This window comes from Nocardia sp. NPDC059691, from assembly GCF_042733915.1.
GTDB lineage: Bacteria > Actinomycetota > Actinomycetes > Mycobacteriales > Mycobacteriaceae > Nocardia > Nocardia sichangensis.
This window is the reverse complement of sequence record NZ_JBHWFB010000003.1, coordinates 287,979-301,864: the sequence shown is the minus strand read 5'-3', so window position 1 is coordinate 301,864 and position 13,886 is coordinate 287,979. Positions and strand designations below refer to the sequence as shown.

Annotated in this window: 14 protein-coding genes; 11 read left to right on the top strand and 3 right to left on the bottom strand. The window is 69.2% G+C overall.

Translation table 11 applies throughout. The annotated features are described in order from the left end of the window. Positions 1-3 precede the first annotated feature (3 nt). The 9 genes from ACFV2O_RS08555 (at position 4) to ACFV2O_RS08515 (ending at position 8,672) form a co-directional block, all read left to right on the top strand. Positions 4-246 carry a HypC/HybG/HupF family hydrogenase formation chaperone gene (locus ACFV2O_RS08555; protein WP_355070275.1) on the top strand — a complete coding sequence of 81 codons (243 nt, stop codon included), beginning with the start codon at positions 4-6 and terminating at the stop codon, positions 244-246. Continuing rightward, complete coding sequence (gene hypF, locus ACFV2O_RS08550; RefSeq protein WP_379251236.1) at positions 243-2,543, top strand: carbamoyltransferase HypF; 2,301 nt, start codon at positions 243-245, stop codon at positions 2,541-2,543. Before ACFV2O_RS08555 ends, hypF begins: the two co-directional genes overlap by 4 nt. Positions 2,544-2,559: 16 nt before the next feature. After that, positions 2,560-2,886: a HypC/HybG/HupF family hydrogenase formation chaperone gene (locus ACFV2O_RS08545; protein ID WP_355070277.1), complete on the top strand. Its 327-nt coding sequence runs from the start codon at positions 2,560-2,562 to the stop codon at positions 2,884-2,886. Then, positions 2,883-3,995 (top strand): hydrogenase formation protein HypD, encoded by a 1,113-nt coding sequence (gene hypD / locus ACFV2O_RS08540; protein ID WP_379251234.1) that lies wholly within the window; start codon positions 2,883-2,885, stop codon positions 3,993-3,995. The genes ACFV2O_RS08545 and hypD overlap by 4 nt, the downstream gene beginning before the upstream one ends. Continuing rightward, positions 3,988-5,061 (top strand): hydrogenase expression/formation protein HypE, encoded by a 1,074-nt coding sequence (hypE, locus tag ACFV2O_RS08535; RefSeq protein WP_379251232.1) that lies wholly within the window; start codon positions 3,988-3,990, stop codon positions 5,059-5,061. Before hypD ends, hypE begins: the two co-directional genes overlap by 8 nt. Positions 5,062-5,148: 87 nt before the next feature. Then, a complete protein-coding gene (locus ACFV2O_RS08530) occupies positions 5,149-6,216 on the top strand; it encodes a HoxN/HupN/NixA family nickel/cobalt transporter (RefSeq protein ID WP_355071020.1) in 1,068 nt (355 codons plus the stop codon). Beyond that, positions 6,216-6,962, top strand: a complete 747-nt coding sequence (locus tag ACFV2O_RS08525) for a DUF6390 family protein (protein ID WP_379251230.1) — start codon at positions 6,216-6,218, stop codon at positions 6,960-6,962. The genes ACFV2O_RS08530 and ACFV2O_RS08525 overlap by 1 nt, the downstream gene beginning before the upstream one ends. 731 nt (positions 6,963-7,693) lie before the next feature. After that, positions 7,694-8,203, top strand: coding sequence for a DUF2231 domain-containing protein (locus ACFV2O_RS08520; RefSeq protein WP_379251228.1), 510 nt, complete (start codon positions 7,694-7,696; stop codon positions 8,201-8,203). A 28-nt stretch (positions 8,204-8,231) separates the two neighbouring features. Continuing rightward, the gene (locus ACFV2O_RS08515; protein ID WP_379251226.1) at positions 8,232-8,672 is read left to right on the top strand and encodes a hypothetical protein; all 441 of its coding nucleotides are present in this window, start codon (positions 8,232-8,234) and stop codon (positions 8,670-8,672) included. Between the two features lie 56 nt (positions 8,673-8,728). Here ACFV2O_RS08515 and ACFV2O_RS08510 read toward each other — a convergent pair whose 3' ends face one another. From ACFV2O_RS08510 to lexA, 3 genes are all read right to left on the bottom strand, one after another. Then, positions 8,729-9,190: a hypothetical protein gene (locus tag ACFV2O_RS08510; protein WP_379251224.1), complete on the bottom strand. Its 462-nt coding sequence runs from the start codon at positions 9,188-9,190 to the stop codon at positions 8,729-8,731. Continuing rightward, complete coding sequence (locus ACFV2O_RS08505) at positions 9,187-10,779, bottom strand: glycosyltransferase family 39 protein (protein ID WP_379251222.1); 1,593 nt, start codon at positions 10,777-10,779, stop codon at positions 9,187-9,189. Before ACFV2O_RS08505 ends, ACFV2O_RS08510 begins: the two co-directional genes overlap by 4 nt. A 125-nt stretch (positions 10,780-10,904) precedes the next feature. Next, positions 10,905-11,633 carry a transcriptional repressor LexA gene (gene lexA / locus ACFV2O_RS08500; protein WP_379251220.1) on the bottom strand — a complete coding sequence of 243 codons (729 nt, stop codon included), beginning with the start codon at positions 11,631-11,633 and terminating at the stop codon, positions 10,905-10,907. 268 nt (positions 11,634-11,901) lie between these two features. Here lexA and ACFV2O_RS08495 point away from each other — a divergent pair, with 268 nt between their 5' ends. Together ACFV2O_RS08495 and ACFV2O_RS08490 are read left to right on the top strand one after the other, a co-directional pair. Continuing rightward, positions 11,902-12,369, top strand: a complete 468-nt coding sequence (locus ACFV2O_RS08495; RefSeq protein ID WP_379251218.1) for a hypothetical protein — start codon at positions 11,902-11,904, stop codon at positions 12,367-12,369. Positions 12,370-12,493: 124 nt separating this feature from the next. Further along, positions 12,494-13,747: a hypothetical protein gene (locus ACFV2O_RS08490; protein WP_379251216.1), complete on the top strand. Its 1,254-nt coding sequence runs from the start codon at positions 12,494-12,496 to the stop codon at positions 13,745-13,747. The last annotated feature ends 139 nt before the right edge of the window (positions 13,748-13,886 follow it).

Below are 13,886 nucleotides of genomic sequence, written 5' to 3'. Positions count from 1 at the left end.
CCGATGTGTCTGGGCATCCCGGGACAGGTGCTGGCGATCCCTGACGGCTACCACGATCAGATCGCCTTGGTCGACGTCTCCGGCGAGCAGCGGAAGGTGAACATCGGGCTGCTCGACGACGATCCGGCCCGGCCGGGTGACTGGGTGATCATCCACATGGGCTTCGCGGTGGAGAAGACCGACGCGGCGGGAGCCGAGGCGGCTCTGCAAGGGCTGCGTCTGCTGCAACGCGGGGACCAGTCATGAACACTGTGCGGCTGCGGCGGCGTCTGCTGGTGCGCGGTGTGGTCCAAGGCGTCGGATTCCGGCCGTTCGTCTACACCACCGCCGCCGAACTGGCTCTGTCCGGCAGCGTGAGCAACAACAGCAACGGCGTGATCGTCGAGATCGAGGGAGCGGCCAGAGATCTGGACGAGTTCGCCCGGCGGCTGCGCCTGCGACCACCGCCGCTGGCGGTGATCGAGTCGGTCGAGCAGGCCGACATCCCGGCGCGCGGCGGCACCGGATTCCACATCGCGGGCACCACGCGCGAGGGTGGTGGTCGTACGCTCGCCTCACCCGATGTCGCGATCTGCGCCGATTGCGAACGCGAGTTGCGCGATCCGCGCGATCGCCGTTATCGCCATCCGTTCGTCAATTGCACCAACTGCGGTCCGCGTTTCACCATCATCGCGAGCCTGCCCTACGACCGCGAGCGCACATCGATGGCCGACTTCGCCATGTGCGAGCGGTGCGCGCGGGAATACGCCGATCCCGCCGATCGGCGCTTCCACGCGCAGCCGATCGCCTGCCCCGACTGCGGCCCCACGCTCGCCTATACGGGACCGGGAGCCGGTACGCCGCTGACTGCCGCGCGGCGACTGCTGCGCGCGGGCGGAATCCTGGCGGTCAAAGGCATCGGCGGATACCACCTCGCCTGTGACGCCACGAACGAGGCGGCCGTCGCGGAACTGCGGCGTCGCAAACGCCGCGGTGACAAACCTTTCGCCGTCATGGTGCCGGATCTGGTCACGGCACGGGCTATCGTCGCCGTCGACGACGCCGCCGAGACGCTGCTGACCAGCTCGGCTCGCCCCATCGTGTTGCTCGCTCGCCGATCCTCGCCCGAGGAGCCCCCTTCGAACGACGGCCCGGCGGTCTCGCCATCGGTGGCGCCCGGCAATCCAGACCTGGGCGTGATGCTCGCCTACACCCCGCTGCACCTGCTGCTGTTCGGTCTGCCCGGCGACCCGCCCGGCCCGCAGGTGCTCGTGATGACCTCGGGCAATCTCGGCGGCGAGCCGATCTGCTACCAGGACGACGACGCACGCACCCGCCTGGCCGGGCTCGCCGACGGCTGGCTGTCGCACAACCGGCGCATCCTGGTGCCCTGCGACGACTCGGTGGTGCGCTCGCTCGACGGTTGCGAACTGCCGGTCCGGCGCTCGCGCGGCTACGCGCCGCTGCCGCTGTTGCTACCGGTGCCGCTGCCGCCGACGCTCGCCGTCGGCGCGGACCTCAAGAACACCTGCGCGATGGCCGACGGCCGCTACGCCTGGCTGAGCCAGCACATCGGCGACATGGACGACCTGGCGACGCTGCGCTCCTTCGACGCCGCGCAGCGCCACCTCGGAGAACTCACCGGCGTCCGTCCCGCGCAGCTGGTCGCCGACGCGCACCCCGGCTACCGCTCTACCGCCTGGGCGCGCAGGCACGCGGGCGAGCGAGCCGTCTACACCGTCCAGCACCATCACGCGCACATCGCCGCAGTCATGGGCGAGCACGGGCTCGGCGCGACCGAGCAGGTGGTCGGCATCGCCTTCGACGGCACCGGGTACGGACCGGACGCGGCGGTGTGGGGCGGTGAGGCGCTGCTGGCGGGCTACAAGGGCTACCGGCGTCTGGCACACCTGAAGTACGTGCCGCTCGCGGGCGGCGATCTCGCCGTGCGCAGGCCCTACCGCATGGCGCTGGCTCATCTGCGCGCGGCCGGGATCGACTGGTCCGAGGACATTCCCGCGGTCGCGGCGTGTCCGCCCGCCGAGCGTTCGGTGCTGGCCCACCAGTTCCGGACCGGACTGGGCTGCGCGCCCACGTCCAGCATGGGCCGGTTGTTCGACGCGGTGTCCTCGCTGTGCGGCGTGCGGCACGTCGTCGACTACGAAGCCCAGGCGGCGATCGAACTGGAAGGACTCTCGCGCGCGGGGGCGGAAGGCGACGCCGCCTACCGATTCCCGCTCGCGGACGGCGACCCCGCCGGGATCGATGCCGCGCCGGTGATCGCGGACCTGGTCGCCGACGTTCGCGCGGGCGCGCCCCCGCAGGTGGTGGGCGCGCGCTTCCACGCCGCCGTCGCTCGGTTGGTGCTCGACCTCGCGGCGCGTTACGCCGCCCCGGGGACGGTCGTCGCCCTGTCCGGCGGCGTGTTCCAGAACGCCCTGCTGCTCGCGCGATCGTGTGCGCTGCTGCGCGACAACGGGTTCACCGTGATCACCCACCACAGACTGCCGCCCAACGACGGCGGCCTCGCGTTCGGGCAACTCCTCGCGTGCAGCGAGGGATGAGCGAAGGAGAGCAACGATGTGTCTTGCGGTACCAGGCAAAGTGCTCAGCCTGCACGAGCGGGACGGCACGCTGATGTCGGTCGTCGACTTCGGCGGCGTGCACAAGGACGTGTGCCTGCAATACATCCCGGACGCGGCGGTCGGCGATTACGTCGTGGTCCACGTCGGTTTCGCGATCCAGCGTCTGGACGAGGAGTCCGCGCTGCGGACCCTGGCCGAGTTCGAGCACCTCGGCGTACTGAACGAGGAATTCGGCGACGGTTTCGCCATCGCCGCGAAGCAGGCGGGCCTGGACAATCCCGCCGCCGAGCCGTCCCGCGAGGAACCGGAGGCGAAGTCATGAAATATCTCGACGAGTTCAGCAACCCCGAACTGGCCCGGCACCTGCTCGATCGGATCCGCGCCGCGACCAGCCGCCGCTGGGCGATCATGGAAGTCTGTGGCGGACAAACACATTCGATCATCCGCCACGGCATAGACCAACTGCTGCCCGACCAGATCGAGATGATCCACGGCCCCGGCTGCCCGGTCTGCGTCACCCCGCTGGAGGTGATCGACAAGGCGCTGGAGATCGCCGCGCGACCGGGCGTGATCTTCTGTTCGTTCGGTGACATGCTGCGCGTGCCGGGCAGTTCCAAGGACCTGTTCCGGGTGAAGAGCGAGGGCGGTGACGTCCGAGTGGTGTACTCGCCGCTGGACGCGCTGAACCTGGCCAAGGAGAATCCCGACCGCGAGGTAGTGTTCTTCGGCATCGGATTCGAGACCACGGCTCCGGCCAACGCCATGACGGTCTACCAGGCGAAGCGGCTGGGGATCAGGAACTTCTCGCTGCTGGTGTCGCACGTGCTGGTCCCGCCCGCCATCGCCGCCATCATGGAGTCCCCGACCTGTCGGGTGCAGGGGTTCCTCGCCGCCGGGCACGTCTGCACCGTGATGGGCACCGACGAATATCCGCCGCTGGCCGAGCAGTACCGGGTGCCGATGGTGGTCACCGGATTCGAGCCGCTGGACATCCTGGAGGGCATCCGCCGCACCGTGCTGCAACTGGAGTCCGGCAGGCACGAACTGGAGAACGCCTACCCGCGCGCGGTGGCCGCTGCGGGCAATCCCGCGGCGAAAGCCATGCTGCAGGACGTCTTCGAGGTCACCGACCGGGCCTGGCGCGGCATCGGCGTCATCCCGCGCAGCGGCTGGCGGCTGTCGGAGCGCTATCGCGAGTTCGACGCCGAGCACCGCTTCGCCGTGGGCGACCTGCACACCGAAGAATCGACCATCTGCCGCTCCGGAGAGGTGCTGCAAGGGCTGATCAAGCCGAACGAGTGCGCCGCTTTCGGCAAGCAGTGCACGCCGCGGAATCCTCTGGGCGCCACCATGGTGTCCTCCGAAGGCGCGTGCGCCGCCTACTACCTGTACCGGCGCTTGGATCTGCCCGCGGAGGTGGCTCATGCGTGATGAAGGCGCCGCGCCCGTGACGATCGATGAGGGCTGGGTCTGCCCGATGCCGCTGCGGGATTCGCCGAACATCGTCATGGGCCACGGCGGCGGCGGCGCGATGTCCGGCGAGCTGATCGAGCATCTGTTCCTGCCCGCGTTCGGCTCCGCCGCGAACGCGGACCTGACCGATTCCGCGGTCGTCACGCTCGACGGCGCGCGGCTGGCCTTCTCCACCGATTCGTTCGTGGTGAAGCCGCTCGTCTTCCCTGGCGGCACCATCGGTGAGCTCGCGGTCAACGGCACGGTGAACGATCTGGCCATGTCCGGTGCGCGTCCGATGGTGCTGTCCACCGCGTTCATCCTGGAGGAGGGCACCGCGCTGGCCGACATCGCACGCATCGCGCAGGCGGTCGGGACCGCCGCGCTGGCGGCCGAAGTCCAGCTGGTCACCGGGGACACCAAGGTGGTCGACGCCGGGCACGGTGACGGGATCTATATCAACACCGCGGGCATCGGCGTGGTGCCCCCCGAGGTGGACATCCGGCCGCAACGCGCGACCCCGGGCGACGTCGTGCTGGTCAGCGGCGAGATCGGGGTGCACGGTGTCGCGGTGCTCAGTTGCCGCGAGGGTCTGGAGTTCGGTACCACCGTGCTCAGCGACACCGCGCCGCTGCACGGTCTGGTCGCGGCGATGCTGGCCACCGGCGCCGACGTGCACGTGCTGCGCGACCCCACCCGCGGCGGCGTCGCGGCCTCGCTCAACGAGATCGCCCGTGCCGCGAAAGTCGGCGTGGCCCTGGACGAGCGGCAGCTTCCCGTGCCGGACGGCGTGCGCGACGCGTGCGGGCTGCTCGGCCTGGACCCGATGTACGTGGCCAACGAGGGCAAGCTGCTGGCGTTCGTCGCGCCCGAGGACGCCGAACGCGTGCTGGCGGCGATGCGGGAGCACCCACTGGGCGCGCAGGCCGCCGTGATCGGCCGATGCGTCGCCGAACATCCCGGCATGGTGGTCGCCCGCACGGCGCTCGGCGGTACGCGGGTGGTGGATCTGCCCGCGGGCGAGCAGCTGCCGCGGATCTGCTGACAGGGGACCGGTATCGGCCCTGAGCCAGAAGGCGAGGTGTGGATCATCGTTCGGATCGCCGAGACGCCTGCGGCGTCGCGTGCCCCGCTGGACGGACGACAGCGGCGCGGCGTCGCGGGGATGGCGTCGGTCGTGGTCGTCCTGCACGTCCTCGGGTGGTCGGCGCTGCTGCTGCTCGTTGTCCCTGGTGGATACGTGGTGGACGGTGCGGTGTTCGGCGTCGGCCTCGGCGTCACCGCCTACACGCTCGGCATGCGGCACGCGTTCGACGCCGATCACATCGCCGCGATCGACAACACCACCCGCAAACTGGTCGCGGACGGGCGCAAGCCGCTGTCGGTCGGATTTTGGTTCTCCCTCGGGCACTCCACCATCGTGTTCGTCCTCGTCGCGCTGCTGGCATTCGGCGTCAAGGCGCTGGCGGGCAACCTGCGCGACGAGAACTCCGGGTTGCAACGCTGGACCGGCCTCTTCGGCACCGGCATCTCCGGCACTTTCCTGCTCGCCATCGGGGCGTTGAACCTGGTCTCGCTGATCGGCATCTGGCGGGTGTTCCGTTCGATGCGCCGTGGGAGCTACGACGAGGCCGCGTTGCGGCAGCGGCTGCACGACCGCGGCGCGTTGCAGCGGGTGACCGGGCCGCTGACCCGGGCGGTGCGCGCGCCGTGGCAGATGTACCTCGTCGGGCTGCTGTTCGGCCTCGGCTTCGACACCGTCACCGAGGTGAGCTTGCTGGTGATCGCGGGCGGCGCGGCGGCGACCGACCTGCCGTGGTACGCGATCCTCGTGCTGCCCGTGCTCTTCTCGGCGGGCATGACGCTGTTCGACGCGCTGGACGGCGCGTTCATGAACTACGCATACGGATGGGCGTTCGCCGGACCGCTGCGCACCGTCTACTACAACATCGTCGTCACCGGTCTGTCGGTGGCCGTAGCGCTGCTGATCGGCGCGCAGGAGATGATTTCCTTGCTGGCCGACGAATTCGGCATCGCCGACGGACCGCTGGCGTGGGTCGGCGGGCTGGATCTGGGCGCCATGGGCTTCGTGATCGCCGGACTGTTCCTGCTCACCTGGGCGGTCGCCGTCGGAGTATGGCGATTCGGCCGGATCGAGCAGCGGTGGTCCCCGGGCCGGGCGGGCGGAGGGCCGTGCTGATGGCGGGCAGCGGAGCGGAGATGTTCGCCCGGTACGCCTACGCGCCCAATCGGTTGGGCTACTGCGGGCCGCCCGACGCGGCCGCCCTGCGCGACGGCTCGGACGAGCAGGTGCGGGCGGTGGCGCGCCGGTTCACCGGAGCGTGGCCCTACCTGCGCGTGATGGCGCGCATGACCGGTATAGCGGACCCGCTGGACCGCAGGATCGTCGAGGCGTACTGGCTGTGCGGCGGCGTCGGCGCGGAACTGGATGCCCGCGAGTTCACCGCCGAACTGCTGGATCTGCTCGGCCCGGTCGCGGGCGGGTATTGGACGTACCTGACGCCACGGCTGGCCGAGGAGGCGGCCGCCAACCACTGCTTCCACGTCTTCGGTGTGTACCCCTGGTCGCGGCTGCTCGGACACGGCAACGAACATCCCCTGCACGTGCTCGACAACTGCCGGATCGGCTGGGGAACGGTGCTCGACCGTGCCGGCGGCGAGGTCGTGTTGGGCTGCCGTGCGCTGAGCTGGGACGGCGAACGCCTCGCGTTGTCGGCGGAGACGGCGCGGTCGGTGCCGATCCGGGTGGACGGGTACGCGGCGCTGCCGGATGTCGCGGTAGGGGAGCGGGTCGCGGTGCACTGGGGGCGGCTGTGCGGGCGCTTGGACGACGCCCAGGTGAGTGCTCTGGAGGTGGGCACGGTGCGTCAATTGGAGCTCACCAACCGACGACTCGCCGCACAAGGGAGCCCCGCGATCAGCTGACGAGCACATGAGTTGCCGGTCGTCCACGCCCGACACCGAGGCGGCGGACTGCTTGCTGACAGCGCCGATATGTTGCGGCGGTTGCCGATGAGAAAGTTCCGATTCCCTCAATCGTGGCGAACTCGACGGTTCGCGAATTCGGCAGATCCGCGAGGCGTGTTTGGCTCACCCAGGTGCGCGTATCCTGTATATAGCTGTCGAGCCCGACCTCGGGGAGCGACACGTGTATTTCACCGATAGTCGTCCGGCGAAAGTCCGAACTGTTCCCGGATGATTTATCCGGTGTGTCGGCGCGTCCTCCGCCATCGTGCCCGACGGGCTGATCCGCGTTTCGGATATCACCCGAAGGGAGGTGAACTACAGTGTTGGATCAGATGATGGGGATGATTCGCGACATGTGGAACAACATGTTCCCGGGCATGCCGATGCCGATGCTTCCGATGATGTAGTAGCCGTCCCAGAAGCCGGAAAACCGCAGTTGTGCAAGCGTCCGACAATTCTGCGTCGAGGCGATGGGTGCGGCTTTTCCGAACGAGGTGTGCGATTTCCGTACGGTGGTATATCCACTTTGTGGCCTACCGTATTCGATGCGATATTCCCGTATACAGGAGAGTGGAATCCGTCGGCCATCTGCGCGGGCGGAGTCGAACGACCCGGCGGACCGTGGCCGAGCCTCGGCCCCGTGGCCGGTCGGCGGAGGCGAAGGCGATCGACCTCGATGGAGGTGCGCCATGACCGAGGATCCGCAGCAGGCGAAGCGGCCGGTGAGCGCCGCGCTGGCCGGCCCGTACGGGCACCCGTTCCATCCGATCCTGGTCACCGTCCCGATCGGCGCATGGGTCGCCAGTCTGGTGTTCGACCTCGCATCCCGAGTGGTGGACGATCCGGAGTTCCTGGTCAAGGGGTCGTCGTGGCTGATCGCGATCGGCGTGCTCGGCGCCTTGGCCGCCGCGACGATCGGGTTCCTCGACCTGCTCGCCATCCCGACGGGTACGCCCGCCTTCCGCACCGGCCTGCTGCACATGACCCTCAATCTGCTGGTCACCGTCGCCTACGCGGTCGGTTTCGTCTGGCGGCGGGGCGCCGACACCACACGCGCGGTTCCGGCCGGGCCGCTGGCGCTGTCGGTGGCGGCCCTGGGGGCATTGGCGATATCGGGGTATCTCGGGGGCAAGCTCGCCTACCGGTACGGCGTACGTGTCGCCGACGAGGCAACCCAGGCGAGCGGCTTCAAGCGCTGAATCCCTTCCCAACGTCAGGAGGCACACCATGGGCATCGCCGCATTGATCTTCTGGCTGCTCACCGCGGGCGGCGGTTTTTTCCTGCTCGGCACCTGGATCGCCAAGGGCGGCACGCGTCAGCCGAATTCGACCCAGCTGCCCGCGCCGGTATTGTTCGGGCACTTCCTGCTCGCCGTGGCCGGACTGATCGTGTGGATCGTGTACCTCGTCATCGACAACACGGCGTGGGCCTGGATCGCCTTCGTGCTGCTGATTCCGGTCGCCCTACTCGGATTCACGATGTTGGTGCGCTGGATTCCCACCTATCGAGAGCGTTCCGCCGCGGGAACGGTCGAACGCCGCTCCGCCGCGGGAACGGCTGAACCGCCCGAAAAGCACTTTCCCGTTGCCGTCGTCGCCGCACACGGGGTTTTCGCCGTGACGACCGTCGTGCTGGTGTTCCTGACCGCGCTCGGCGTCGGCAGCTGACCTCTCGTCCCAGACGAGAGCCACCGGTGGGTGGCCGCGACGGCGGGAGTCCCCAGTTATTTCGCGCAGGCCGCGGGCGGCGAGGGTTGTGTACTGTCGCAGGCCGGGGCGGTGAGGTCGTAGACCGCGACGTTGCCGATGTGTACCGCGCTGTAGTGCGCCGACACCCACTCGGCGATGTCTTTGTGCCCGGCCGGCCGCCACCATCCGTTGTCCGGGGCGTCGCTCCGGCCGGCCCCGGCGGGCTGGTCGCGCACCCGCCACGAATCGGGCAGCCGCACCTCCTGCGCGAGGTAGTACGTCACCTGATGGGTGCGCACCATGGTCTGGAACTCGTCGAGGGTGGGCACCGGATCGTCGGAAGTGAAGCCGCCGATCGCGACTACCGAGGTGTGGGTGGCGAGTTCCAGCGACGCGGCGACCGAGGACCGGTCCACTGCGGCCGACCAGGGGGTGGAGGTGTCGCGCAACAGCGTGGCGAGTTGGGGTTCGACCTCCCCGTCGATGAACGCGGTCACCGCGCGGCGCATGTCGCTCGACGGATCCCCCGTCGTGGGCCGTGCCGGGCCCACGGTAGGACTGCCGCCCGTGTGCGCCTGCGCAGGGTGGCCGCGGCGTATGCCGTCGATCCGCCGATCCCGGCGAGCACACCCACGGCGACGAGCACCGATACGGCTCTGGCTCGCACCCGTCGCGCCCCGGCCGGGAAGGCGGCGGCGACCAGTCCGAGCGCCACCGCCAGCGAGATCGCCACGAGCGTCCAGCGCAGCGGCGGCAGCCACCCGGGATTGCGGTTCAGCAGGACGAACGCCCACAGTCCCGACGTCAGCACCAGTGCGGCGGCGCCGACACGACCGAACGCCTCCGACCGGCGCCGCCACACCTCCGCCACCCCGATGGCGAACATCCCGGCCACGGCCGGACCGATCGCCAACGTGTAGTAGGCGTGCATACCGCCGCGCATCACGGTGAACGCGACGCCGTCGACGACCAGCCACAGCCCGAACGCCAGCGCGGCCGCACGAACCGGGTCCGTTCGTGGCGTACCCCGACGGGAGACGAGCACCAGTGCGAAGGCGAGCAGGGCGGCCGGAAGCAGCCAGGAGATCTCGAAACCGATCTCACCGGTGAACAGGCGAGCCGGGCCTGGTCCGCTGAAGCCGCCGAACCCGCCGCCGGTGTGCCCGGCGGAGGCAGGCATCTCGTACCCCGGAGGCAGCGCGAATCTGTTGCCGCCGTGGTGGTTCTGTCCCAGGAAGCGAGCGAACCCGTTGTAGCCCAGCACCAGATCCATGAACGTGTTGTCCGTCGAGCCTGCCAGGTACGGCCGCGCCGTGGCGGGCCACAGCACCGTCAGCAGCACATACCAGCCGGACGAGACGACCAGTGCCGCCGCGGCGGCCGACAAGTGCAGCAACCGGTTCCGCACCGAGGTCGGCGCGACGATCAGATAGGTGAGCGCCAAGGCGGGCAACACCATGAGACCTTCGAGCATCTTCGCCAGGAACGCGAACCCGAGCGCGACGCCCGCCAGCATCAGCCAGCGCGCGCTCGCCTGCCGCGCCGACCGAAGCGTGCAGTACGCGCCCGCGGTCATCAGCAGCACCATCACGGCATCCGGATTGTTGAACCGGAACATCAACGCCACCACCGGCGTTGCCGCCAGCGCGGCTCCGGCGAGCAGACCGGCGGCCCGGCTGGTCGTCGCCCCGGCGACCATCGCGTACATCAATGCCACCGCGGCGACAGCCATCAGCGCCTGCGGCACCAGCATGCTCGCGCTGCCGAATCCGAACAGCTGCCCCGAAACACCCATCACCCATTGCGACACCGGCGGCTTGTCCACCGTGATGAAGTTGCCCGGGTCGAGAGAACCGAACAGCACCGCTTTCCAGTCCCGCGCACCCGACCAGGCCGCCGCGGCGTAGAAGCCGTTGCCCATGCCGTTGACCGTGATGTGCCACAAGTACGCGGCCGCGGTCCCGAGCAGCAATGCCGCCAGCCCTGCGCGCTCCGATAGCCGCGCGGGCGGTAATCCGCCCGGCTCCGGACGGGTGGCAATCGGATTCGCATCGGGCAGGGCGGCCTCGGCGGGGATCGCTGTCACCGCAGGAGTCTCGCAAGCGTCCTGGTGAATCTCCTGCGCGCATCCTGGCAATCAGCTGTGAGTACCGGACGTCCACCGGCCGACGAGCATTCGGCACGCCGACGGTGGATCGTTGCGCCGGGCCGTCAGATCTTGCGGATGACCGTGACGACCTTGCCCAGAATTTGGGCGTCGTTGCCGGGGATCGGCTCGAAGACCGGGTTGTGCGGCATCAGCCAGACGTCCTTGCCGGTGCGCTTGAAGGTCTTCACCGTGGCCTCACCGTCGATCATCGCCGCGACGATGTCGCCGTTCTCGGCGACGTTCTGCTGCCGCACGACCACCCAGTCGCCGTCGCAGATCGCCGCGTCGATCATGGATTGACCGACGACCTTCAGCAGGAACAGCGAACCGTCGCCGACCAGCTCGCGCGGCAGCGGGAAGACGTCCTCCACGGCCTGCTCGGCCAGGATCGGACCACCGGCGGCGATGCGGCCGAGCACCGGAACGAAGGTGGGGACGGGACGGTCGACGTCGACGGTGATCTCCCCGTCGTCGACCGCGGCGACCGGCAAGCTGGTCACCGACCGGACCACTTCGTCCAGGCCCCTGACGTCCACGGCACGCGGGCGATTCGGGTCCCGGCGCAGGTAGCCCTTGCGTTCCAGGGCGCGCAGCTGATGGGCGACCGACGAGGTGGACGTGAGGCCGACGGCGTCACCGATCTCCCGGATGCTCGGCGGGTAGCCGCGCTCGCTCACCGAGGTGCGGATCACCTCGAGCACTTTGCGCTGACGCACGGTGAGATCCGCCCCGCTACCCGCCGCGTCGGCGCCGCTCTCGGTCTCGTCACCCGTGTCGTCCGTCTGCCTCACCGCAACCGCCCTTTCCTGCTGTGCCAGGCCGGTCCGCGCCCGGCATGTGTCTTCTCGGCCTGTCGTGTCTTCGGTCCTTCGAATCTAGTCCGGTAGCGCCGCTGGATCAAACATCTGTTCGACGCATGTCGGGTGTTCCTGCTGACTTTGTCGTCGCGGCGTGGTAGAAATCGAACACCAGTTCTTCGAACATGTGAGCGAATGAGCGCGGAACGTGTGTTCGAACGGCTCGACCGGCAACGGAGCACCCACTACGGAGGTTTGTCCGATGAGCACTGCGATCAGCCATGTCACCCCTTCAATCGCTGCGGCGGAGGCCGAAGCCGAGCGCCGCGTCGCCGATCCGGCACCGGCGCAGGATGATCTCGGGTACGAGACTGCTCGGCGGCTGCTGCGCGGCGGCGCGCGCCCGCGCACGCTGACGCCCGCGCATCGATCCGCGGTCGATCGGCGCCCACCCGGCGCGCGTCCCGGTGCGGGCATGCTCGCTTATGACCGGGGCGTAAGCACTTTCGCGCGGCGTCGTCCTCGTGGCGAACATCCCATGCGCCGGGTCGAGCAGGCGCAGATCGGGTTCGCCGCCCTCGCCGTCGCCGCCCTGCTCACCGCTTCGACGGTGGTGGGCTTGATCGCGTTGTCGCATGTGCGCGCGGGTGAGTGGGGCGGTGGGTCCGGCCGGTCGGTGCCGGCCGTGGTGGATGGCCCGAGCGTGCCGATGGACGGCAATTCGCGCTGAGCACAAGGGAAATCGGCCACCCTGGGCGGCCGGAATTGTCGATCGAAAACTAGAACGTGTTGCTACCGTGCTGAAAACGTGATCCGGGCAACGCCGCCCGAACGATGTCGGGACTTCTCAGCACATGACACTCCTTACCGCAGGGCGCTCGGTTCGCGTCTTCACCCGCGTTGCCGCCTTGTCCCTCTGCCTGGTCTTCGGCCTCGGCGCGGCAGCCATCGCCAGGGCGGAGCCCGCCTACGCGGCGTATCTCGATCTCCCGTCCGTCAATGGCGACGGTGCGGGGCCGGGTGGACTCGATCCGCTTCTCCCGCTGAGCGAATTCGACCTAGCGGAGGCGTTGCGGCAGGCACGGGCCGACGGAGTGCCGCCGCGCAGATACGCGACGCTGCTGCACCAGTACTGGCTGGTGGTCGCCACCCGCAACGCCGACATCGACTTGGCGGCCTGGGATCCCGGTCGGGGCCCGCGCGCGAACGAACGCACGTTCAACCAGGTGTACGTCAACTACCTGCGGCTGGCCACCCAGCAGCCGGGGTTCTACTGGGCGGGACTCGCCGGAATCGCGGGCGGATCGTTCGCCTCCGGATTCTTCGACATGAGCGACGCGGGTTTCGTCCTGGACCTGCCCGGCATCCATCGGCTCGGCGACACGGTCGCCGATCTCCTGCGCGCCACTCCACCGGAACTGGCGGCTGCGCTGCCGGAGGACATCCGGCTGCTCGCTACCGAGGGTTCTCGGCTGACCGCGGCGGACGTCGCCTGGTACCAGACACGCCTGATGATCATGCAGAAGCACATCTTCACGGATCTGGTGCCGATGCACGAGGCCTACGTCGCGCTCGGCATGCGCGGAATCGACGAGATGTACGCGGCCGGTGTGCTGGACGACGACATCCACGCCGCTTGGCGGTCGATCGCCTCGGGCACCCGGGACGGCTACATCGACGCGCTCGTCCGGATGACCGATCGGGAGCAGAACCACGTCGTGGCCGACCAGTGGGACGAGACATCGGCGGGTCGCGCGCCGATCGGCCGCGTGCTCACCTATGTCAGCACCATCGCGGGTAAACCCGCTGTCCCGGGCGTTCGCGCGCCAGGCGTGTTCGCCCCGACGGTGGTGAGCGCCGAAGTCGGAGGCCGCGGCCTCGCGCTGCGCGTCCCGTTGCCCGGCTTCAACTGGGCCGACCGCGACACCCGATGGAACTACATCACCGGTGACCTGGTGCCCCGCCACATCGATATGGAGACCGATCCCGTGTCGGCCGGCGCCGTCCTCGGCGAGGCGTTCTGGAACAAGCTGGCGCGCGGTCGTCTGGCCGCACGCTTACCGGAGCTGCTCGCGGACCTGACCGCGCACTGGCAGATCTCCGGATGACCGAGCAGCGTCCGATAGCCGGGGTGAGTGCGACAAACCGGAAACTCGGACGGGTATCCTCGAAGTGTTATGCAGGTATTCCGCGTGTCGCACGAGGAATACCTGGTGCCGGGGTATAGACCTCTGTACACGGGCTCGC

What these genes read in the sequence shown, in the direction of transcription:
- ACFV2O_RS08490 (WP_379251216.1), top strand. Translation starts at nt 12,494, where the DNA reads ATGACACTCCTTACCGCAGGGCGCTCGGTTCGCGTCTTCACCCGCGTT.
- hypF (WP_379251236.1), top strand. Translation starts at nt 243, where the DNA reads ATGAACACTGTGCGGCTGCGGCGGCGTCTGCTGGTGCGCGGTGTGGTC.
- ACFV2O_RS08545 (WP_355070277.1), top strand. Translation starts at nt 2,560, where the DNA reads ATGTGTCTTGCGGTACCAGGCAAAGTGCTCAGCCTGCACGAGCGGGAC.
- hypD (WP_379251234.1), top strand. Translation starts at nt 2,883, where the DNA reads ATGAAATATCTCGACGAGTTCAGCAACCCCGAACTGGCCCGGCACCTG.
- ACFV2O_RS08520 (WP_379251228.1), top strand. Translation starts at nt 7,694, where the DNA reads ATGACCGAGGATCCGCAGCAGGCGAAGCGGCCGGTGAGCGCCGCGCTG.
- ACFV2O_RS08555 (WP_355070275.1), top strand. Translation starts at nt 4, where the DNA reads ATGTGTCTGGGCATCCCGGGACAGGTGCTGGCGATCCCTGACGGCTAC.
- ACFV2O_RS08525 (WP_379251230.1), top strand. Translation starts at nt 6,216, where the DNA reads ATGGCGGGCAGCGGAGCGGAGATGTTCGCCCGGTACGCCTACGCGCCC.
- ACFV2O_RS08495 (WP_379251218.1), top strand. Translation starts at nt 11,902, where the DNA reads ATGAGCACTGCGATCAGCCATGTCACCCCTTCAATCGCTGCGGCGGAG.
- ACFV2O_RS08515 (WP_379251226.1), top strand. Translation starts at nt 8,232, where the DNA reads ATGGGCATCGCCGCATTGATCTTCTGGCTGCTCACCGCGGGCGGCGGT.
- hypE (WP_379251232.1), top strand. Translation starts at nt 3,988, where the DNA reads ATGCGTGATGAAGGCGCCGCGCCCGTGACGATCGATGAGGGCTGGGTC.